This window comes from Streptomyces sp. WMMC500, from assembly GCF_027497195.1.
Classification (GTDB): Bacteria; Actinomycetota; Actinomycetes; order Streptomycetales; family Streptomycetaceae; genus Streptomyces.
Genome location: NZ_CP114905.1, coordinates 1 through 20,571, shown reverse-complemented (window position 1 = coordinate 20,571; position 20,571 = coordinate 1). Strand labels below are relative to the sequence as shown.

Annotated in this window: 19 protein-coding genes and 2 pseudogenes; 12 read left to right on the top strand and 9 right to left on the bottom strand. The window is 69.1% G+C overall.

Annotated features, from left to right (window positions below; genetic code table 11):
• Positions 1-230: 230 nt before the first annotated feature.
• The 9 genes from O7599_RS00105 to O7599_RS00065 all read left to right on the top strand — a co-directional run bounded on the left by O7599_RS00105 (position 231) and on the right by O7599_RS00065 (position 6,221).
• Positions 231-704 (top strand): hypothetical protein, encoded by a 474-nt coding sequence (locus O7599_RS00105; protein ID WP_281619974.1) that lies wholly within the window; start codon positions 231-233, stop codon positions 702-704.
• On the top strand, positions 701-886 hold the full coding sequence (locus tag O7599_RS00100; protein ID WP_281619973.1) for a helix-turn-helix domain-containing protein: 186 nt from the start codon (positions 701-703) through the stop codon (positions 884-886). The genes O7599_RS00105 and O7599_RS00100 overlap by 4 nt, the downstream gene beginning before the upstream one ends.
• A gap of 512 nt (positions 887-1,398) precedes the next feature.
• Positions 1,399-1,971, top strand: coding sequence for an isopentenyl-diphosphate Delta-isomerase (gene idi / locus O7599_RS00095; RefSeq protein WP_281619972.1), 573 nt, complete (start codon positions 1,399-1,401; stop codon positions 1,969-1,971).
• A 62-nt stretch (positions 1,972-2,033) separates the two neighbouring features.
• Positions 2,034-2,180 carry a hypothetical protein gene (locus tag O7599_RS00090; RefSeq protein ID WP_281619971.1) on the top strand — a complete coding sequence of 49 codons (147 nt, stop codon included), beginning with the start codon at positions 2,034-2,036 and terminating at the stop codon, positions 2,178-2,180.
• Positions 2,177-2,308: a hypothetical protein gene (locus O7599_RS00085; RefSeq protein ID WP_281619970.1), complete on the top strand. Its 132-nt coding sequence runs from the start codon at positions 2,177-2,179 to the stop codon at positions 2,306-2,308. The genes O7599_RS00090 and O7599_RS00085 overlap by 4 nt, the downstream gene beginning before the upstream one ends.
• Positions 2,309-2,576: 268 nt before the next feature.
• Complete coding sequence (locus O7599_RS00080) at positions 2,577-3,494, top strand: aromatic prenyltransferase (protein ID WP_281619969.1); 918 nt, start codon at positions 2,577-2,579, stop codon at positions 3,492-3,494.
• Positions 3,495-3,577: 83 nt separating this feature from the next.
• Positions 3,578-3,973, top strand: a complete 396-nt coding sequence (locus O7599_RS00075) for a hypothetical protein (RefSeq protein WP_281619968.1) — start codon at positions 3,578-3,580, stop codon at positions 3,971-3,973.
• Between the two features lie 62 nt (positions 3,974-4,035).
• The gene (locus tag O7599_RS00070; protein ID WP_281619967.1) at positions 4,036-4,689 is read left to right on the top strand and encodes an undecaprenyl diphosphate synthase family protein; all 654 of its coding nucleotides are present in this window, start codon (positions 4,036-4,038) and stop codon (positions 4,687-4,689) included.
• A gap of 395 nt (positions 4,690-5,084) precedes the next feature.
• Positions 5,085-6,221 (top strand): ScyD/ScyE family protein, encoded by a 1,137-nt coding sequence (locus O7599_RS00065; protein ID WP_281619966.1) that lies wholly within the window; start codon positions 5,085-5,087, stop codon positions 6,219-6,221.
• 232 nt (positions 6,222-6,453) lie between these two features.
• Here the strand turns inward: O7599_RS00065 and O7599_RS00060 are convergent, their stop codons facing one another.
• The 7 genes and pseudogenes from O7599_RS00060 to O7599_RS00030 all read right to left on the bottom strand — a co-directional run bounded on the left by O7599_RS00060 (position 6,454) and on the right by O7599_RS00030 (position 12,711).
• Positions 6,454-6,825, bottom strand: coding sequence for a hypothetical protein (locus O7599_RS00060; protein WP_281619965.1), 372 nt, complete (start codon positions 6,823-6,825; stop codon positions 6,454-6,456).
• Positions 6,826-7,158: 333 nt separating this feature from the next.
• On the bottom strand, positions 7,159-7,464 hold the full coding sequence (locus tag O7599_RS00055; RefSeq protein ID WP_281619964.1) for a hypothetical protein: 306 nt from the start codon (positions 7,462-7,464) through the stop codon (positions 7,159-7,161).
• A 51-nt stretch (positions 7,465-7,515) separates the two neighbouring features.
• Positions 7,516-9,110: pseudogene (locus O7599_RS00050) on the bottom strand (AMP-binding protein).
• A gap of 259 nt (positions 9,111-9,369) precedes the next feature.
• Positions 9,370-10,935, bottom strand: a complete 1,566-nt coding sequence (locus tag O7599_RS00045) for an MFS transporter (RefSeq protein ID WP_281619963.1) — start codon at positions 10,933-10,935, stop codon at positions 9,370-9,372.
• Between the two features lie 176 nt (positions 10,936-11,111).
• A complete protein-coding gene (locus O7599_RS00040; protein WP_281623674.1) occupies positions 11,112-11,600 on the bottom strand; it encodes a hypothetical protein in 489 nt (162 codons plus the stop codon).
• A 275-nt stretch (positions 11,601-11,875) separates the two neighbouring features.
• Positions 11,876-11,995: pseudogene (locus tag O7599_RS00035) on the bottom strand (FAD-dependent monooxygenase); the annotation flags it as partial.
• Between the two features lie 494 nt (positions 11,996-12,489).
• The gene (locus O7599_RS00030; protein ID WP_281619962.1) at positions 12,490-12,711 is read right to left on the bottom strand and encodes a hypothetical protein; all 222 of its coding nucleotides are present in this window, start codon (positions 12,709-12,711) and stop codon (positions 12,490-12,492) included.
• Between the two features lie 134 nt (positions 12,712-12,845).
• Between O7599_RS00030 and O7599_RS00025 the strand changes: the two genes are divergently transcribed.
• On the top strand, positions 12,846-15,014 hold the full coding sequence (locus tag O7599_RS00025; RefSeq protein WP_281619961.1) for a helix-turn-helix transcriptional regulator: 2,169 nt from the start codon (positions 12,846-12,848) through the stop codon (positions 15,012-15,014).
• Between the two features lie 6 nt (positions 15,015-15,020).
• Positions 15,021-15,578, top strand: coding sequence for an XRE family transcriptional regulator (locus tag O7599_RS00020; protein WP_281619960.1), 558 nt, complete (start codon positions 15,021-15,023; stop codon positions 15,576-15,578).
• A gap of 758 nt (positions 15,579-16,336) precedes the next feature.
• On the opposite strand, the gene O7599_RS00015 is transcribed toward O7599_RS00020, so the two are convergent.
• Complete coding sequence (locus O7599_RS00015; RefSeq protein ID WP_281619959.1) at positions 16,337-16,555, bottom strand: hypothetical protein; 219 nt, start codon at positions 16,553-16,555, stop codon at positions 16,337-16,339.
• Between the two features lie 127 nt (positions 16,556-16,682).
• On the opposite strand from O7599_RS00015, the gene O7599_RS00010 reads away from it, so the two are divergent.
• A complete protein-coding gene (locus O7599_RS00010; RefSeq protein WP_281619958.1) occupies positions 16,683-17,366 on the top strand; it encodes a peptidase inhibitor family I36 protein in 684 nt (227 codons plus the stop codon).
• A gap of 156 nt (positions 17,367-17,522) precedes the next feature.
• On the opposite strand, the gene O7599_RS00005 is transcribed toward O7599_RS00010, so the two are convergent.
• Entirely contained in the window at positions 17,523-20,003 is a 2,481-nt protein-coding gene (locus O7599_RS00005; RefSeq protein ID WP_281619957.1) for a DEAD/DEAH box helicase, read from the bottom strand.
• Positions 20,004-20,571 lie beyond the last annotated feature (568 nt).

Genomic DNA, 20,571 nt, shown 5'->3' with positions numbered 1-20,571 from the left:
CCGATACCGCCACCGTTCCGCCGGGACACGGGGAGAGAGAAATGTTGACAGGACACGAGTCATGTCGAGTCTCGTCATGCGCAAGCAAACTGAACGGAAGTACGTCGAAAAAACCGAGGGCGACCGGCGGCAGAGAAGTCTTATGCGCACCGTGCCGGCATCGGCTGGAAGCCGATCTGCTCCATCTTCCGGGACTGTACTCCGACTGCAGCAGAGCCACGGGAGCGGAGGTGGTGAAGGTCGTACGGAAGGTTGCCAGGAAGAGCGCCGCGACCGGCACGATGAATACCGCCGCCGCCGAGGTGCGAGCTTCCATCCGTACGGTGTTGGCATCCTGGTCCGGCCTCGTCGCCGAAGAGCGTCATCTGAGACCGCCGGCCAGAGACGTCCCAGCGCTCGCCCGCTTCCTGGGCCGGCATGTGGATTGGCTCACGCGCCACCCGGCGGCCGGCGACCTGGCGGACGAAATCCGGGAACTCTCGCGGAGGGCAAGCAATGTCGTCGACCCGAACGGCGTTCGCAGAGTGCACATCGGTGATTGCCCTGACATCGACTGCGAGGGCAATCTCGTGGCCCTGATACGCACGCACGGCGACCGGCTGCCCACCGAGATCGTCTGCACGGCTTCTGACGCGCACACGTGGCCGGCCACATGGTGGACCAGACTCGCCCGCCGGATGCGAACACAGGGAGAGGTCAGATGAATCACAAAGCCGTGAGCGCCGGGCTGACAGCAGACGACGTCGCCAGCATCTGGCGGATACCCAAGGGCACCGTCTATCGCTACGCTCATATGCACCAATGGCGTCGCTACAAACAAATCGGTCGAGTTTACTACCACCCCGACGATGTCACGACCACCCTTGACGAGATGCACCCGGGATGACTGCGGGGGCGGCCGAACCGAGTCGGGTACCGGTGGCGCCATCAGGGCCTGCACGCCCTCGACTTGGCGGCCAGGGCACCGTGTTCCGAGGCGGCCGGAACATGCGACCCGGCCGCTTCGGCACGTCCCGAGGCGGGGGCTTGACGGTCGGCCCGCGAAGAAACTATAAATAGAATTGCCGCCCCTGGTCCGCCCTCAGCAGGTGCGAGTCGATCTCGCGTATACGCGAGACCGCACTGAGCCGTACCTGCTGCGACTTCGCATGGCGAGGCGATTTTGAGCGCGGCACCTCGTGCTGGCCGGGCAGTTCCCTCCGACGAAATTTCTGCGGCCGCAGGCGGGGAGTGGATTTCTCATATGCCAAGGCTTTGCAAAATTTGGGAAGTCGCAGATGTCGCGGAATGGACGCGCGATACACAGGTGAACGTGGACTGAGCAGCGGCGAGGGGCACGGGCACGCGGCCTGATGCCGACGTGTCGGGTCTGTTCATGACAGGAGGTAGGAGACCCCCATGGTTACTCGGGAATCACACCTGGTGGAACTCGTCGACGCGGGCGGCACCGCGCTCGGCTCCCTCATGGTGGCCGAGGCGCATACGGCGCCGGGCCGGTTGCACCGGGCGTATTCGGTGATGCTGCTGGACGACCAGGGCCGCGTCCTTCTGCAGCAGCGCGCCGCGGTGAAGACCCGGTTCGCGCTGCGCTGGGCCAACGCCTGCTGCGGTCATCCGGCGCCCGGGCAGGGGGTGCTCGCCGCGGCGGCCGAGCGGCTGGTCGAGGAGATCGGGCTGCGCGAGGTGGCGTTGAAGGAGGCCGGCGTGTATCTCTACCGGGCCGAGGACCCGCGGACCGGCCGGGTCGAGCACGAGTACGACCACGTCGTGGTCGGTCTGGTGCCGGCGGACGTGCCTTTGGACCCCGACCCGGCCGAGGTGGCCGACGTCCGCTGGGTGCCGCCGGAGGAGCTGCGGGCGGACCTGGCCGCCCATCCGGACCACTACGCGCCCTGGCTGGGCGGCGTGCTCGCCGTGGCCACCAACGCCGCCGACCGCCTGCCGCACGCCGCCGGCCTCTCCACCCCGTAACGAAACCCGGTTCCACGGCTGGTGACGAGGGCACCTCGGTTCTCGCACCGGCTGGCCCGCTCATGGTGCCGGTTTACCCCGAGGACCTCACGGACGCCGACAACTGCAACGTCGACTTCTTCCCGGCCTTCTTCATCGGCTGCACCATGGGCCAGGGCGGGCCGCAGAAGATGTCGACCTACGAGGGCCGCGACAAATTCACAGGGTGATGAAAATGGGCCACGGGCCGGAGGAATACGGCTTCAAGGTGACCAAGGCGATAAAAAAGGACACCGCCGAGATACCGAAGGATGTCATTCCGGATCCGGCCATCCTGTGCGCGACCAAGGAGGGATGACCCAACGGACCGGTACCACGCGCACGATGACAGGCGGCGGAGGGCTTGACGACCGGGACCGAAGAACCTATAAATAGGATTGTATCGCTGGAGTCCGCCTTCTTGCGTAGACTCATCTCGGCACCGACGCGGCGTCGGTTGCCTGCGCCCCACGTTTCTCGACGTCAACCGTCGCACGCTCCGCCGCAGAGCTCTGCGGGCGCCCCGAATCCGAAATTCCGGATTCCCTGTTGAGGCCCACACTCACCTTTACCGCTTGGAGTAGCGTATGCCCGGAACTGCTGAGCTTGAGAGAGTTTATTCGGCCATCGAAGAGTCGGCTCGGATAGTGGGTGCACCCTGCTCCCGTGACAACGTCTGGCCGATTCTGTCCGTATTCGGAGGGTCGATCGAGGACGCTCTGGTGGTCTTCAGTCTGCAGACCGGCGGGCGGCACGCGGGAGAACTCGACTACAGCTTCACCGCATCTCCGGGGCTCGGTGACCCCTACCCCCACGCCCTGAAGCACGGCTTCGTCACCGAGACAGACCACCCCATCGGCTCTCTGCTCTCGGACCTGCAGGGACGATGGGCGATCAGGGAGCACTTCGTCGACGCCGGAGTCACCGGCGGCTTCAAGAAGCTCTACGCGCACTTCCCGGGGGACCTGCAGCCGGTGGCAAAGCTGGCCGAGATCCCGTCCGTGGCCCCAGCCGTGGCCGAAAACGCCGACCTCTTCGCCCGCTGCGGCCTGGACGAGGTGGCGATGGTCGGGGTCGACTACAAGCGCAAGACGATGAACCTGTACTTCCAGTTCACCCCCGACGGAGTTCCGGAACCGAGCGCGTACCGGTCCCTGCTGCGCGAGGTCGGGCTGCACGAGCCGGACGACGACATGCTGAAGTTCGTCAGCGGCTCGATGCGGTGCAATATCACCTTCAGCTGGGAGTCCTCGACGATCGTGCGGGTCGCCGTCGCCCGGCCGCCGGGCAAGAGGGTGGATCCGGCGGCGGTACCCGCTCCCATAGAGCCGCACATCGCGCGGTTCGCGACCTCCGCCCCGTACGCGTACCCCGGCGAGCTTATGAACCTCTTCGGTGTCAAATGGTTCCCTGACGGGGAATTCATCGACGTCTCTACGTACTACCAGATCTCGGCCGGGCACGTAGGCATCAAGTTGATGGAGACGTTCAAAGACCGGACGTAGTGCTTCTTGCCGCGTAGCCGGCACAACGGGAGTTCTTCAGCAACAACCACCTGGGCGTCCTCCTGGCGACGAGGGCCGCGGCAATGGCCCACGACCTGGACCTCGACGGCTGGGTGCGGCTGTACACGACGAGTTCGGTGGCGCAGCTCGACAACCTCATCGCCGCCTGGCACTTCAAGCACGAGTGTGACGCCGTCCGGCCGTTCTGCGCGATCAGACACGTGTACGGCAGGCAGAAGGTGCGCGCGTGGGGCGGCCCCGGCAAGGGGGCGACGGAGCCCTGGCTGGTCCCCGCCGCCGACACCGAGCTGGACCACGCCACCTGGACCGACTTCGTCCGGGACGCCGCGATGAGCCGGGTATGGGCCGGCGTGAACTTCACGAAGACGGCCGAAAGGTCCGTGGAGTTCGGCATGCAGTTCGGCGGCATGGCCTACGAGTTCGTGCAGCGACACGTCGAAGGCGACGTCGAGGACTGACCGCGGTCACGAGAGCACGAACACCTCCGAAACAATGGATCAGGCAACCCAAGGAGATAACGGTGACCAATTTGATGCTGCTGCCGGACGGAATGCGCCGCTGGTCCAAGGCCAACGGCGTCTCACTCGACGGCGGCTACAAGGCGATGGCGGACAAGCTGATCGAGTTCATGGGCTGGGCCAGGGAAGACGGCATCAAGACCCTGTACATCACGACCTCATCGGCCGCGAACTTCAGCCGCCCCGAGCCTGCGGTGACGACGTTCCTGGTCGCGTTCAACGACATAGTGAGGCGCGTCCACGAAGACCTCAACTTCGACTTCTCCGGATCGCTCCACCTGGTTCCCCAGCAGTACCTCATCGAGCTGGAGGAGCTGCGGGACAAGTCGAACAAGGAGGCGGACTTCACCCTGCACTACATCATGGGCATGTCCCTCTCCGAGGAGGTCGTCCAGATCTTCAACAGGCTCAACGGCAAGATCCCCGAGATGACCGAGGAGATCCTGGCCGAGAACGCCTACGTCCCGCAGAATGTCGACTACGTCATCCGCACGGGCGGCGCGATCCGGATTTCGTCCTTCTTCCCGCTGATGTCCCCGTACGCCGAATGGCACTTCTCACCCGTGCTGTTCCCGGACATCACGCGAGCGGAGTTCGACGCCGGGATGCAGGACCTCCGGCGGCGGGAACGGCGCTACGGGAACTACCCGGCATAACCGCCGTCGGACAACGCATAGACGAGAAGGCGGCCGATCCCGGCCTCTGCGGCGGGGTCCACCCCACGGGACCCCGCCTGGGCGTGCGATGCATGCATCCTTCGTCAAGGACAAGGAAAGACACCCACCCGGCCCTGAAGGACTCGGCTCCGTCACCTCTGTCCGCCGGGTCGGCGACGAGCTCGTAGACGGCGTCTGGCCCTCCGGCCACGCCGCAGTTCTCGCACACCTACGGGGCACCTCCGAGCAGCACCTCCTGCCCTGACCGCCATGACGGACAGCATTCAGAGACGCATCAACGCGCCCCGATCGCAAGCCTCGTCCAGCCATCCTCAGCCTGAGTCTGGCCAGATGCAGGCTGCGTACGAACGAGCCCTTTGTCCAGGAGACGAACAATGCAGTCATTGCACCGTAGCCTCAGGTTCCTCACGATACCGACGGCAACCCTCGGCGTCCTCGCCTTCGCCCTGCCGAGCGCGCAGAGCGGCCAGCCCGCCCCCGCGAAACCCGATAAACGCGCCACCATCGAAACCCTGGCCACTGGTCTGGACAGCCCACGCAAGGTCACTTGGGACTGGAAGGCGCACCGTCTGTTCGTCGCCGAGGCCGGGGAGACATGCGGAGAGCCCCCCGCGTACTGCTTCAACAGAACCGGCGCGATCTTCACCTACAAACCGCGAGACGCGCGCGGCAAGCGCATCGTGACCGGATTGCCGGCGATGACCGTGCACTCGCAGGCGCGGGGCCCGGAGGCGATGGGCATCACCGAGGTGAACCCGCTGGCCGGCAGCGGCTCGCCCGATGACTTCCGCGCCTCGATCGGGCTCAGCTACACGGTCACGAGCGCGGACCGGGCCAGCTTCGGTCCTGATGCGATGCCGCTCGGCACGATCGTCCGCATCACCGAGGACGACGAGATCATCCTGCTCGCCGACCTGCTGGCCTACGAAGAGGAGCACGACCCGGACGGCGTCGTGGTCGAGTCCAACCCCTACGGCATGGTCACAGATGCCACCGGGAGCACCATCGCGGACACCGCCGCGGACGACATCATGCACGTCGACCACAGCGGCAGGACCAGCGTGTTCGATGTGCCGCCGCGGATACCGGGAGCAGGGGACACGACGGTCGACCCCGCGCCGACCGCCATTGCGCGCGGCCGGGACGGCTCCTACTACGTCGGCGAGCTGACCGGCTTCCCGTTCCCGATCGGCGGCGCCAGGGTGTGGCGGTATGCGCCCGGGCAGGAAAGGCAGCTGGTCTCGGCCGGCTTCACCAATGTCATCGACCTGGCCATCGACCGCAAGGGCCGGGTGCTGGTGCTGGAGATGGCCGAGAAGAGCCTCGCCTCCCCCGACCGCACCGGCCGGCTGGTGCGCATCGAGCGGAACGGCGACCACACCGTGCTGGCCCGGGATGGTCTGGTGCACCCCGGTGGCGTCGAGGTGGTGCCCAACGGCGACGTCTACCTCACCAACAGGACCAACGAACCGAACGGTGGCGAGCTCCTGCGCATCCGCGGGCTTGGCTGATCCCGCGCGGCATAACCCCCGACGGTACCGTCGAGCGGTCCATGGAGTTCGGCACGCGGTTCGGCGACCTCGCCCACGAGCACGTGCAGCGATACACCAGGGGCGAGGCCAAGGACTGAACCCCCGTTCGCGGGCGGCGGGCACCGGCCCGCTGCCCCGCTGCCCCGTTGAGACGGCCGGGCAGGGCGCGCAGCACCGCGCCCTGCCCGGCCCTTTTCGTTTTTTCGGCCCCTCAACGGCCGTCGCCGAGGCCGCCCGGGAATGCCCGTGTCGCCCTCGGGCGGACGAACCCCTGGGTGAGCATCCACTGGTAGCCGGCGGCGCCGGGGCTGGCGATGGCCCTGACCTTGTCCCCCGTGATCTGCAGCACCCGGCCGTACTGGCTCTTGAGGGTGCGGCTCAGGTCCCGGGGCAGCCAGTCGGGCATGCCGATGCCGTGGCCGGCCTCCCGCACGTGCAGCTTGCCGTCGACGTACTCCATCGCGTTCGGGCCGACGACCTCGGCGTTGTTCACGTTCGACGCGAGACCCTCGACGATCCGCTTCGGGGCGCCGTCGGTGACGTCGGCGATGGCGGCCGTGGTGCTGAAGCACTTCGCCGCCATGATGTCGGCGCTGCCACAGAGCTGCTTGATGCCGACAAGACGCGCGTAGAGAGAAGCTCCTCGCCACCACCGTCCGGGGCATGTCGAAACAGACCCGGCCGACGCAATGAGCCTCGGCTACGCGCCTGAGAGGGGCCTTCTCTGCCGACGGGCGTCCAGTTGTCCGGTCACCGCCCCGCGCGGGAGCGGTGACCGGACAACTCACGGCCGATGGCTCTCGCCCGTCCCCGGAACCACGGTCACGGAAAGGTGAGCTCGCACACGCCGTCCGCGCGCACCGGCGCGCGGCGAGATGAGCGGACCCCGCCGGCGCGCGGCGGCGGGGTGGGCGCCTCAGTAGAAGAGGCGGTAGGTGCCGACGGACGTCATCATCTCGACGGCCAGCGGCTCCGAGAGCCACTCGTTCTTCAGGCCGTTCATCGTCTCCTGGAAGGCGGGCATGGTGAGGAGCGGGTTCTTCTCGTCGTCCTCAAGATCCACGACCAGGACGAAGGTCTGCCCGTCCGGGAGCTCGCACCAGGAGTAGCGCACGCCCTCGGGCTTGGCCTCCTCGATCGCCGCGAACAGCTCCTTCGCGGCCTTCTCCGCGGTCTCGACCTTGTCTTCCTTGATCTTGGCGCGGAACATGCGGACGCTCATCGCGAATCTCCTTGGTAAACGTGCGCGCCGCCGGATGTCGGCGGCGTCCTCTCAGGGTTGTTCTTGGAGTTTGTCGTGGAGGATGCGGGACAGTTCGACGCGGCGGGTCTTGAGGGTGGCGGTGCGCGGGAGTTCGGCCATGGGGATCTGGACGGGCTCGGCGAGCTGGGGCCAGTCACCCGTGGCCTGCCGCCAGCGGCCGGTGTCGATCGGCTTGTCCTCACGGGTGCACACGATCGGCACCGCGCTGGCGTCCGGACCCTGAACGACGACCAGCTCGACCAGCTCCTCCAGACGGTCCAGGACGGTGTCCTCGATCTCCAGACTGGAACCGACACCCGGAATGGTGTCGATCTCCCGGTCCAGCATGTGCAGACAGCCCTTACGGGTGCGGTAGCCGACATCGCCGGTACGCCACCAGCCGTCGTGCACGTTCTCGTCGTAACGGTCCTGCTCACCGTGGTACGCCTTGGCGATACCGTCCCACCGGACCTCGATGAACCCCGGATTGCTCTCGGAGACCTGCTGCCCGTTCTGGGAGACGACCCGCACCTTCGCGCTGCCCGGCAACGCGAAACCCACACACCTGCCGTCCATCTCCCGCGCATGCCGGCGGTAGTACGGCCGGCCCACCGCCGGACCCACCTCCGACTGCCCGTAGATCTGGAAGAACTGCGGCGCACGCCGCCGCGAGGAGTCCAGCAGCCGCCGCACCGTACGCGGGTGGATCGCATCGAAAGTGGAGGAGAAGTACTTCACCGACGCAAAAGGCTTCCGCGGGTCGTTGACCAGCCCCTCCCACGCCAGGAACGAGTGGGGCAGCGCCTCGATCAGACCGGGGCGGTTCTTGACGAAGAACTGCGCCACGTCCTGCGGATCATGCCTGTTCACCAGGATCGTCGGCATGCCCTTCATCAGCACCAGCGCCATCGCCGCGAACAACCGCGAATGCACGAACGGGATACTGATCGCCACCGACTCCCGCCGCGGCATCACCCCCAGCATGAACAACTGCGGACGCAACCGCGTCCGCATCGTCCGCGCCGTATGCACCACCAGCTTCGGCAGCCCCGTCGTCCCCGACGTATGCGTGATCATCGCCGGCTCGTCCAACCCCGCGAACACGGGCTTCACACCCGGCGAACCCACCAGATCCGCCAACGACACCACACCACCGCCGGCACCAGCACCGGCAGACATGCCGGCACCGGAGTCGCCCGGCTCCGCCACCGTGATCACCCGATCCGCCGGCACCGCCGGATCCTCACCCGCCAGCAGGCCCGGCTTCGCCGCATCCGTCAGCAGATGAGGCCGGCCCAAACGCCGCATCAGCGCCGCCACCGTCGGCGCATCCAACGCCGGCGACAGCATCACCGCACCGCACCCACCCGGGCCGCAGCCGTCCCCAGCAACCACGAATCGAAGTTCGGCCGCTTGTAGACCACCAGATGATCCCCGGCCCGCACCCCCGCCGCCGCCAGCCGACCCGCCAGATCCACGACGTGATGCGCCAACTCGTTGACCGTGATCCGACGACCCGCCTCCGGCAACACATCCAGATCATGATCCAGAGTCAGCAGCACCGACCCATGCCTGACAGCAGCACGCTGCGCAAGCACCCCCAGATACAGACCGCGTTCGTGCATCGGATTCCGGCTCACAAGGCCCCCCAGCCCAACCAGCGCCGTTGCGCGAACCACAACGGTGAATGTGCCGTCCCCAGACGCCCGTCCAGCATCCGGCACCCCACTTGGCCACCGCATACCAACGACTTGGCGTTCACTTGGCCTCCGGAGCCCCGGCCCAGGTCAGTGCCGTCGGCCGGGCGGTGGGGGGCAACCGTCCGCCCGGATACGCGGCCTGGCCGGGTGGCGCGTCGACGTGGCGTCGCTGCCTGCCGTCGGGTCAGGAGTTCGCCTTGTCCGTCTCGTCCGCGGGCTGCGCCCCGTACGCGGGCGCGGGCAGCGGGCCGGAGCGGATCAGCAGGCCGCAGACGACGGCGCCCACGGCGAACAGGCCCGCGCACCACCAGAACACGGTGACGTAGCTGTCGACCGCGGCGAGTTGGAGGAGTTCCTCGGTCGGCGGCCCCTGGGCGTGTTCCGTCACGTAGTCGGTGACGGCGCTGGCCGCGATGGTGTTGAGCAGCGCGGTGCCGATCGAGCCGCCGAGCTGCTGGCCGACCTGGTAGCTCGCCGAGGCGATGCCCGCGTCCTGCGGCTGTACGCCGGTGATGCCGGTCTGCAGCGCCGCGGCGAAGAGGCAGCCCATGCCGAAGCCGAAGATCATGATCGGGCCGAGGAGTGCGGAGACGTAGGAGGAGTCGACCTCCATGTTGGTCAGCCAGGCGGTGCCGACGGCGCTGAACGCCATGCCCGCGATGACCAGCGGCTTGGGGCCGTACTTCGGCATGATCTTGATGTTGCCGAAGTTCACCGCCACGGCGATGAACACGACCATCGGCAGCAGCGCGACGCCCGAGGTGAGCGCCGAGTATTCCAGCGTGGTCTGCATGTAGTAGATGACGAAGAGGAAGAAGCCGAAGGCGCCGCCGCCGATGAGCAGCATCGTCAGGTACGCCCCGCCGCGGTTGCGGTCGAGGACGACGCGCGGCGGCAGCAGCGGGTGCGCCGCGCGCGCCTGCCAGCCGGCGAAGGTGATCAGCAGCGCGACGCCGGCGACGAGGAAGCCCCAGGTCTCGGGGGTGCTCCAGTCCTCGTTCGCGGCGTTGGAGAAGCCGTAGACGACGCAGAACATCGCGCTCGACACCAGCACGACGCCCGGGATGTCGAGCCGGACACGCGGACCCCGGGACCCGCCGTTGCGGCCGAGCGGCAGCCCCGTGCCGATCAGCGCGACGGCGACGAAGAGCAGGTTCACGTACATGCACCAGCGCCAGGAGAGGCCGGAGGTGAGCGCGCCGCCGATGATCAGGCCCAGGCCGGCGCCGCTGGCCGAGACCGCGCCGAAGGCGCCGAACGCCTTGCCCTTCTCCTTGGGGTCGGTGAAGGTCGTGCTCAGCAGCGTCAGCGTGGCCGGCGCCAGCAGGGCGGCGAAGACGCCCTGGCCGACGCGGGCGCCGACCAGCATCTCGAAGCTCGTCGCGGCGCCGCCGATGGCGGAGGCGCCGGCGAAGCCGACCAGGCCGACGATGAAGGTCCGCTTGAGGCCGAAGAGGAGGACCAGCCGGCCGCAGAAGAGCAGCAGGCTGCCGAACGCCAGCGCGTACGCGGTCACGACCCACTGCCGGTTCGCGATCGAGAACTCCAGGTCCTCCTGCGCCGACGGCAGCGCGAGGTTCATGATGGTCGTGTCGAGAACCACCATGAGCTGGGCGACGCAGATGACGAGGAGGATGAGCCACCGCTTGGGGTCGGCCTCCGTCACTCCGCCCGCTCCCGGGTGGGGCCCGGCAGCAGAGTTTGCGCTCTGTGTTGCCACGATCTTCTCCTTGTCACGTGTGACGGACATACGTCCCCCACCCACTTGACGGGGACGGCGGGGGGAATGTGACGTGGGGCCGAGCCGGCGCTCCTGCGGGCGGCGGGGGCGCGAGGGGGCGGCGGCGTCCGGGGGGTTCGTGTCCCGGAGCCTCTCCTGCCTGTCGTGCTGTTTGCCGTGTGGTGGCGGCGTCGTTGCCGGCGTCGTCACGGGCGCAGGCGTGCGGTGCTATGCGGTCGCGCTAGCCCCGGGCGAGGATGTGCGAACGCGTCGTCCAGCGCGGCACCCGGGTCGTTGCCGGCGGTCGTGCTCCGCCAGGCCACGTGGTGGTCGGGGCGTACCGGGACGGCGCCCTCGTCGGTGATCTCGCGGACGGTCGCCCACCGGCCGTCGGCGGCGGCGTACTCGGCGCCGTCGCCGATGCGGGCCGTGGTGAGGGGGACCGAGAGCTTCTCGGCGGCCTCGGCCGCCGTGTCGCACCACGCCTTCCCCTCCGGGCCGGTGATCAGCACGAAGCCGCCGGCGCGGCCGACCAGGTCGTGGGTGGACAGCCGCTCGCCGTCCCGCTCGATCCAGGCGTGCGGGAGCATGTGCCCGGGCCGGGTGGCGGGGTGGCAGGTGTTGCCCAGGGCCGCGCGGGACGGGGGCCCGGTGCCGTCGGGGACGAGCGCGCCGTCCTCGTACGCGAAGCCCACCTCCAGGTCGTGCGCCTGACACTCGGAGCGGTGAATGTTGAGGATCTCCGCCGCCGGGCGCGCACATCGTTGCCGATCGGGGAGGAGTCGACGTAGGTGGCGAACACCGACGTGCGGCGGTCGACCGGGACCGGACCGTGCTCCGCGTACACGTCGGTCAGCGCGCCGCCGCCGAAGGCGTCCATCTCATGGATGACCTGGGCGTCCAGCGGCCCGTCGCCGGTGAGCGAGGCCTGCCAGCGCACCCTGCCGAACATCTCCACCGCCGCCGCGTACTCCTGGACGAAGTCCACGAGTACGTGCTGCCGGAAGACGTCCATGGTGCGCTGGTTCCGGTAGTGGGCGCGCGGCACCCTCGACGTGTCCGTGTGCCGCTCGACCAGCAGGTGCTCCACACCCTGGTCGGACGGGAAGACGGAGGCGGCCAGGCCGCACCCGCCGCCGCCGACGATTCAGAACCGGCACTTCGATGGCTTCCACGCTCGGCCTTCCGTGAGTGACGGCTCGCGCAGGGCACCGGGATCGCGGGCAGCTCCCCCGTCCACCACCGAACCACAGGAGGCGGCATCCGGGACCGAGCGCCGTCCCCATATCTGGAAGCACGAGCTTCCGGATGAGCCTCTCCGACCCCGTCCTGCCGACGTCTCTTTACCGATGCTCTCCGTGTGTTCAGCATCGGTCGGGCGATTTGGCCGGCACTATCGAACGGGTTGGCGCCGGCTTGGCGGCATTCCGGGAACGACCCCGCCGGGCCGGCCCCGTCAGGGCCGCTCGGGGCGCCGCGCGCCCGGCCGGCGGGGCCCGGGCGACGGCCGCGCGGCCCCGTGCCAGAGATCGGTTCAAGGTCGTCCTTGGCGTACTCGCCCTCGTGAGCATCTCCTGCAGCCGGTCATACGCCCGTTCCTCCCTTGGGGAAGCCGTGGGCGCCGACCAGGCGGTAGAACACCTGGCGTGCGGTCATCGGCAGGAAGTCGCGGTACTCCGCCAGCACGGCCCGGGTCTGCTCGATCAGCCGCTGCGTGGCCGGCCGCGGCGACCAGGGCGCGAACCCCCGCACCCGCGTACGGGTGTAGGCGCGCCCGGAAACCGTGTCACGGCCTGCCGTGTTCACCCCCTCCATGCTGGCAGCCACCACCGCCCGCCCGGGCCAGAACGCCCACGGGCCTCTCCGATGCACCACCCGCGGCTCCAACTTCACGAGTACACTCAAGCGCACATTCCGCGTACATGAAGGGTGGGGAGGTCATGGTGGCTGAGGACCGGGCGAGCCAGCTCTTCGAGGCGGTTGACGCGCTGGTGGCCCGCTCGCCGGTGTTGCCGCTGCCGGCGGAGCGCAGGCGGCTGCGCGAAGCGCACGGCCTGACACAGCAGGACGTCGCCGACGCGCTGCAGGTCCGCCGCGCCACGGTGGGGAACTGGGAGAGCGACGACCCCAAGCGCAGCACGGAACCGCGGCCGCCCGAACGCGACGCTTACGCCCGGCTGTTGGACCGGCTCGCCGAGCTCTACCCACCCCCCGCCGCGGACATCGAGGCCGAACGTGCCCCGGTGGACCTGGCCGCCCTCGCGCTGCCCGATCTGATCCCGCCCCGTGAACCACCGCCCACCTGGGCACGCCCCCGCTCCACCACGACGACTCCTCCGACTGCCGGGAGCGCGGCGAGCGCCAGGCCGACGTCGACGTCGTCGTCGACGTCGGGCTCTGCGTCACGGCGGCGGCCAGCCATGCGCCAGCGCGGCACCGCTCCGGCCGCCGCGGCGGTGGGGGAGGGGAATCGGTTCCCGGCGGGCGCGTTGGCGGTGCTGGACGGCGACGGCGCCGCGCACCTCACGGACGGGCGCGCGCTGTCCTGCCCGGCGGGCTCGGTCGTGGAGTTGGTCGACTGGGCGCTTGCCGCGGGGCTCGGCGCCGAGCGGCTGCACCGCTTCGGACAGGACGCCGACCCGCTGGTGGCGCTGACCGCCGCGGCGGCGGAGCGGTTCGGGTTGCCGTCCCGGTTGGAGAACCGGAGCTTCGACGACGGGATGCGGCTGGCGGAAGAACACCCCGTGGTGCGCGAGATCCAAGCGGCCGGGTGGAAGCTCACCCGCCGCGGCTTCGGCCCCTGGCCGCGGATCTACCGGCCCGCCGAGGGCGGGCGCCGGCGGTGTGTGCAGCTGGCGATTCTGCCGTGGGAGGCGCTGGAGGAACGTGCCTGGCCAGGCACCGACCAGATGCCGCCGGGCGAACTGGCGCGCATGCTCGGCACCTACGCCGCCCGGGTACTCACCCCGCGCGGCTCCACCGCCGTGACCGGTCTGGAGCTGATGACCGCCCTGCGGCCGCCGACCCGCCCCGTGCGCGCCGGCGACGGCTGGACTTCCGGCCCGGTGACCGGATCGCTGACCACCGCGGTGGACCCGGCGCCGCCGGAGGCCCCACCCGAGCACCCCATCGCCCAAGGCCGCGGCGAGGGGCAGGCGTTGGACGAAGAGGCGTACGACTGGGTACGCCCCGGCGGCGTCACCGACGCCGAGGCCCGGCTGCCGTACGTGATCGGCCTGGACGTCAACATGGCCTTCGCCGCCGCGGCGAACCGGCTGACCGTCGGCCTCTCCGCCCCGCTCCACACCGACGGCCCCCGCTTCGACAAGAAGATCCCCGGAGCCTGGTACGTCGACCTCTCCCACATCGAGCTGGACCCCCGCCTACCCAGCCCGTTCACGCCGACCGGCGAACGCCCCACCGGGCCGGCCTGGTACGCCACCCCCACCGTCGCCTACGCCGCCGAACTCGGCCACCACGTGGCCCCGCTGGAGGCGTGGCTGCGACCGGAGTCCGGCGCCTACCTGGACCCCTGGTACGAGCGGCTGCGCGACGCCTACCTGGCCACGATGGCCGACCTCGGCGTCACCAAGGACCTGAGCGAAGCCGCGTACGTCGACGCGATGGCCGACCACAAGGACGTCGACCCGGCCGCAACCGCGGCCCTGTCTGCGATCAAGGCGACCGTCAAGGGCGGGATCGGCAAGCTGCGCGAACGCGCCCAGGGCAAGGCCAAGTTCAAGGCCGACCAGCGGTGGCCGGCGCTTCAGCGGCCCACCTGGCGGCCGGACATCCGCGCCGCCGTCATCGCCACCGCCCGGATCAACATGCACCGCAAGATGCTCAAGATGACCAGCCACGGGCTGTACCCGATCGCAGTGCTCTCCGACTGCGTCGTCTACCCCAGCCCCGGACCGTCCCCGCTGGACGTGCTGCCCCGCACACCCGAGGGCAAGCCGGCCCCCGGCACCTTCCGCCTCGGCGTCTCCCCGGGGATGGCCAAACTCGAGGGCGTGCGTGAGCTGTGGTGGGCCGCCGAGCTGCTCGAGCAGAGCTTCAACCCGGCCCGCCACATCAAGGACGACCCGACCCGGGACGAACAGGAGTAACCCGTCATGGCGACGATCGGCGAGTCCCTCGAGGCCGCCCTGGCGGCCACCGCCACCCGCCCCATCCCCGCCTCCCCGACCGCGCGCATGCGGTTCCTCGTACGGGCGGAGCAGGGCTCCACCCGCCGCGCCGCGGCCCGTCTCGGCTGCTCCCAGCGGCAAGTCGAGCGCTACCTGGCCGGGAAGGCCCGGCGGCCCACCCCGCGCCTGGCCGCCGCTCTGGAACGCGAGGTCCGCAAGAGCTGGCAGCCGCGCGTACGGGCCCGCGCCATACGGCAGGCCGCCCAGCGCGGCGCCATCGTCGAGACCCGCGCCCGCTTCGGCTTCACCGCCGCGCCCGGCTCCACCGACGACCCCCGCATGCGCCGCATCACCGAACAGCTCCCCGCGGACATCACCGCCCAGTTGCTCGCCCGGCACGCCGCCGGCGCCGGCGAAGCGGAGCTGCGGAACCTTCTCGGCGCCGGCCTCGGGCACGCCTACTTCCAGGACCGCGGCCGCCGCGCGGCCGGCCTGGAAGTGACGGTCACCGACATCGACCACCTCGACGTCGACTTGAGCTGAGGCCCTGTTTCTCCTGGACAGCCCCGAGGACTCCGGGGTCAGGTCATGCCGGGCTGGCTCCATCAGATCTCGTCAAGATTTGTGTAGCACGTGCGGCTAGCGTCATTTGCCGTACGTCGGGGCTCGCGGCTGGCCTGTTGCGAAAACGGGATACCGGCGGTACCCGAATTCTGCAGATGCAGAAAGGAATCTGAAGACGCGTAAATTCGTACGCACTCTCCCCACCGTCGCGATCACCGCTGGTCTCGTGCTGGGGGGCGGAGCACTCACTTCGGCATCAGCTGCTGCCAGTGAGCACCCGGGCATGGGGAAGGACGCCGTGCACCCCCTTGTACCCTAGGGCCCTTCAGTAGTTACACCGGGTGTGCCCTTGAGCGGAGTGCTACCGAAGAAGCGGGATTCGAGACTACTCCGTGCTTCATCGACCCCGATGGCTGGTACTTCCAGTACTTCTGATCGATCATCGAGGACCTGGCCTCGATTTTTCGTGAGGGGCCGTCAGCTTGCAGACGGCCCCGCTTTGAACCGCTCCGGCTCTGGTCGAGGCTCTGATGTGCCCCGGGTCTGGCGGCGAACCTCACAGTGGTCTCCGGCATGGGCGCCACCGCCCAACTCCTCGCCCGGCACGCCGCCGGCGCCTGCGCGACATCCTCGGCACCGGCCTCGGGTACGCCTACTTCCAGGACCGTGGTCGCCGCGCGGCAGGCCTGAAGGCTTTGTATCTGAGAGCGGGCGTCGTTCCGAGCTGGCTACGGGAGTCAGATCACCGCCGGCAGGCGGATCTGGTGCCTGTTCGACGCCGAGCGCCGCACCGTGTCGATCGACCGGGCGTCCACCGGGCACCCCGAGCTGGGGCTGCCCTCCCGCTGGTGCCCCGCCCGCACCTCCGCGGGAGCAGCCCGGGAGGAACTGCTCTTTACGGCGTGCTCGCAGACGGCTTCGGCACCGCCCAGGTTGGTGCCACCGCTGGGCGCCATCCGCCGACCGCGAGCCCTGCGCCAGCCGTCGGATCCTTGCTCGTGGCCGGCGAGGCGATACAGCTGCTTTGCGCAGCGTGCACGGTTACCGCCTGGGACCTGCGCACCGTGCATGTTGGTGCCGGGCATGGAGATTCGTAGTGTGGTGCCCGCCCGCTGCGGCCCGGTCGATTCCGCGCCCTTCCCCGAGATCGATGAGGCGGGCATTGCCGCCGCGCTCTGCGAAAAGGAACAAGAAGACATGAGACGCCCGCTCGTTCTGACATCTGTCACCGTGGCCGGAATCACCCTTCTGGCACCGTCTGCCTCGGCCGAGGACCGGGTCGATCGCCCCTCGAACCCCGACGCCGCCATGGCCGAGTACGACGGGAAGACGCTTGATCTGTCGCGAAGTTGGGGCGGTGCGGAGGTCTGCGTCGAACAGGGGGATTCCAGTTTCCGCTGCTACGACGACGATGCCGCATATCGGGCCGCCGAAGGCGTCGGCCGCCCGGGCTCCGACTACCACACCAAGGACTTCGGCGACTGCGTGGGCGGGTACGTGTGCCTGTGGGACAACAAGGAATTCGAGGGGCGGCGCGTCCAGTTCAAAAGCGTCGGCCGGCACAACCTGGAGAGTGTCGGCTTCCGGAACAGGGCCAACAGCATCGGTAACCACACCACCGCGCTCGCCGTGATGTGGGACTCCGGACCTCAGACCAGCCTCGCTGTTAAGGCGAGGATCGGGCTGGACAACCTCTCGGAGATCCAGGGTGTGAACGGAACGTGGAACAACAAGATCGACGTAGTGGAGATCTTCATCGACGACTGAGCCGCACGCTCCCCGGCACTCCCCAGCCGACGTGCTGTCATGGGGCGGTACACCGCCAGACGGGTTACTGCCACGAGAGCAGCACGTCGCAACGGCCGCCGGACGTCGAGAGGGCCGGGGGAAGCCCCGGCCCTCACCAGACGGTCGACACACGCGTTACGTCCAGCGCAGCCCCAACTCGTTCAGCGCCTCGGCCCGCTCCGGGGTCAAGCTGTCCCGCCTAGAGCGCACGTTCGAGAGCCATACCCCCAGCCGCACAGACGCCTCAGCTTGCGTCGCCGGGTCGACGACGACCTCCATGTGCTTCCGACTCACGCCCTCGAGGGTGCCTTCACGTTCGCGGTACTGCCGGGCGGCGGCCAGGCCGCGCTCGAACCCCGCGGCCCTCGCCCCGCCCCGGACAGCCGCCGTGCGAGCCTCTGGCGGCCGTACGGCGGCTGCCACGCCCAACGCCTGCAGCCGGCGTTGCTGCTCGGCGTTGAGGGCCTCCCAGGCCTCCTGCTGCCGCTTCAGCCACCGCCCGACGTCTTCGCCGCCGACGCGGACGCCCGGTGCCAACTCTTCGAGGGAGGCGCCGCCGTCCAGGCAAGTCTTGACCTTGACGTAGTTGCGCTGCCAGCCGGTCGTCCAGCCGAGCTCGCGGGGGTTCCACTCCGGGTCGACCTCCACCAGGTCCGCCCGTCGCTGCGCCGCCTTGATCGGGTCCTTGCCCAGCCCGCCCGGCCGGCGGAGGTTGGTCAGCCACTGCCCAACCGGTTTGCCGGCCGCGGCCGCGCCCTGGGGCGCGCACAGCGTGCCGTGTTCGGCGAAGTACGTTCGGGCGGCGGCGAGGTTTTCCTCCCACGCCAGGTCCGGCGCCGACCACACCATGCCGATCTCGTTCAACCGCCGCTTGCGCTCCCGCCCCTCGGCGTCATAGTCCAGGCGCCCGGCGGCGTACTCCGTGCGCTGATCGGAGATCCACCGCCCCAGCGGGTACCCCGAGCCCGGCTCCCGGTAGGTCAGCGGCACCCGCAGGTTGCCGTGCCCGCCGACGTAGCGGGCCGCCGCGGCGAACCCGCGCGCCCACGACTCCCGCACGGGGTTGATCACCTGCATGTCCACGAACCGGCGGATCGCCTCGGGAGAGCGCCGGGCTGAGAAGCGGAGCAGCAGCCGACCCTCTTCCTCGCCTTCAGCCGGCGCCGTGCCGATCGACTCCGACGGCCCCACGGGCGACGTGTGATCCTGCGGCACCGCGAGCATTTCCACCATCTTGGAATCGTGCGCACGCAACGCCTGCATCACATTCACCAACGGCCTGTACGAACCCGAGGCATACATTTCCTCCGGGCTCTCCCCATGCTCCAGAAAGACCGGCACCATGATCGTCGCCATTTTCCCCTGACGCGGTTTCTGCCGCAGCGCCCGGCCAATGGCCTGCACGATATCCACCACCGACCCCTTCGGGTCGATGATGGCCACCGAGTCGACCGCGGGGACGTCGACGCCTTCGCCGAGGACGCGGCAGTTCGACAGCACGGCCTGCCGTACCGGCCGGCCGTGCCGGTCGACCCGGTCACCGAACTGACGCAGCACCTCGCGCCGGTGCTCCGCTTCGTGCTCACCGTGCAGCCAGTCCGCCCACACCAGCCGCCGCGCCGGGTACCGCCCGGGATCCAGCGCGTGCAGCTTCGCGGCCACGCCCGGCAGGCCAGCCGCCCACGCTTCGGCCTCCATCGTCCGATGATGAAAGGTGATCATCGTCTTCAGGTTGTGCTCGGCAGCCGCCTCCAGCACCGCAGTCTGCAACGCCGCAATCCGCTTCCCCCGCACCTCCTCCGTACGCTTCTCCTCCCCGCGCAACTGCCCATCCGCCAGCTCGGGGTCCCGCAGCTCGGCGACCACGATCTGAAACTGCGCCAGCAACTCGAGGCGCACAGCCTCGGCGAGCGGCAGCTCATAGACGGTCGGCCCGAACACCGCAGGATCGTCCATGGACGCCGCCATCTCCTCCGGCAACGCCTCCCGCACACCCTCCCGCACCTCAACCGCCGGCCGCGCCTCCCAAATCCTCGGCGTAGCCGTCAGGTACAGCCGCCGGTCCGCGGGCAGCAGCGCCTGGTCGTGGACGTCAGCCCACGCCTTGCCCATCGACCCGGAGGTGCGGTGGGCCTCATCGACCACGACCAGGTCCCAGCGATCGAGCTGCTGGCCGTACGCGCCCTCATGGGCTTCGATGAGCACCGGCAGGCTGGAGTACGTGCCGAACACGGTCACGTGGGACTTTCCGGCCAACCACAGGGCGAGCTGGATCGGGTTGGTGGTCACCCGCACGCCGGCGTTCCACAGCACCGGGTCATCGGAGAGCGAGCACACCGCCACCGCCATCCCGTCCCGACCCTCCGCCTGCCAGGCCGCCACGGTCTGCGACAGCAGATCCAGCGTCGGAACGAGGACCAGGACCCGGCCGTACGGCGCGATGCGCATCGCGGCATGCGCCGCCGTGATCGTCTTACCGGTACCGCACGCGGACACCACCGTCGCCCGCAGGCCGTTCGGCGGGAAAGACTTCCCGGGCTTCGGCTCTAACGCCCTTACCGCGGCGTCTGCCGCTTCCACTTGATGCGGACGGAGAGTGCTCGGGCCCGTGTGCATCAAATCCTCCCCTGAGGCGAGAGCGTATGCTGCCGGAGCTGCTGAATTCGGGTCTATGGAGGCGATGTTGGAGCTTCGCACCCGGTGGTTCGATCAGCCACTGGCGGGGCTCCGGGGGTAGCGCCTATTTCGGGATTCTACATGATGCATCTGAGCGATGCACTGAGACGGGCACGCTTCCCTCGATCGGGCGAGAATGGTACGCTCACCACGTGCGAACCGTTGAGCTTACTGGCGATCACAAGCGATCCACCCGGACCTCCAGGGGTCCGGGTGCGGTATCCGCATGGGAGCCACGGCGAGATTCTGCGGCTTCGCCCCCCACCACTCCCGACGCCCCGTCATCTAGGGGGTGTGGCCTGGTTTTCGGGACTTAACAGTGTGCATCACTTCCGATGCACACCCACCCCCTAGCCTGCCGTCTTTCCGGCGGAGCGGAGCGGAGTCGGTAAATTCGCGCGGAGCGCGAATTTCGGAACACGCGGAGCGTGTTTGCGGCGTGAAACGCCGCACCGTCGATCGCGAAGCGATCGACGGTCGTTATGGGCTCGCGCAGCGAGCCCATAAC

What these genes read in the sequence shown, in the direction of transcription:
- O7599_RS00100 (WP_281619973.1), top strand. Translation starts at nt 701, where the DNA reads ATGAATCACAAAGCCGTGAGCGCCGGGCTGACAGCAGACGACGTCGCC.
- idi (WP_281619972.1), top strand. Translation starts at nt 1,399, where the DNA reads ATGGTTACTCGGGAATCACACCTGGTGGAACTCGTCGACGCGGGCGGC.
- O7599_RS00090 (WP_281619971.1), top strand. Translation starts at nt 2,034, where the DNA reads ATGGTGCCGGTTTACCCCGAGGACCTCACGGACGCCGACAACTGCAAC.
- O7599_RS00080 (WP_281619969.1), top strand. Translation starts at nt 2,577, where the DNA reads ATGCCCGGAACTGCTGAGCTTGAGAGAGTTTATTCGGCCATCGAAGAG.
- O7599_RS00075 (WP_281619968.1), top strand. Translation starts at nt 3,578, where the DNA reads ATGGCCCACGACCTGGACCTCGACGGCTGGGTGCGGCTGTACACGACG.
- O7599_RS00065 (WP_281619966.1), top strand. Translation starts at nt 5,085, where the DNA reads ATGCAGTCATTGCACCGTAGCCTCAGGTTCCTCACGATACCGACGGCA.
- O7599_RS00060 (WP_281619965.1), bottom strand. Translation starts at nt 6,825, where the DNA reads ATGGCGGCGAAGTGCTTCAGCACCACGGCCGCCATCGCCGACGTCACC.
- O7599_RS00055 (WP_281619964.1), bottom strand. Translation starts at nt 7,464, where the DNA reads ATGAGCGTCCGCATGTTCCGCGCCAAGATCAAGGAAGACAAGGTCGAG.
- O7599_RS00045 (WP_281619963.1), bottom strand. Translation starts at nt 10,935, where the DNA reads ATGTCCGTCACACGTGACAAGGAGAAGATCGTGGCAACACAGAGCGCA.
- O7599_RS00025 (WP_281619961.1), top strand. Translation starts at nt 12,846, where the DNA reads ATGGTGGCTGAGGACCGGGCGAGCCAGCTCTTCGAGGCGGTTGACGCG.
- O7599_RS00020 (WP_281619960.1), top strand. Translation starts at nt 15,021, where the DNA reads ATGGCGACGATCGGCGAGTCCCTCGAGGCCGCCCTGGCGGCCACCGCC.
- O7599_RS00015 (WP_281619959.1), bottom strand. Translation starts at nt 16,555, where the DNA reads ATGGCGCCCAGCGGTGGCACCAACCTGGGCGGTGCCGAAGCCGTCTGC.
- O7599_RS00010 (WP_281619958.1), top strand. Translation starts at nt 16,683, where the DNA reads ATGGAGATTCGTAGTGTGGTGCCCGCCCGCTGCGGCCCGGTCGATTCC.
- O7599_RS00005 (WP_281619957.1), bottom strand. Translation starts at nt 20,003, where the DNA reads ATGCACACGGGCCCGAGCACTCTCCGTCCGCATCAAGTGGAAGCGGCA.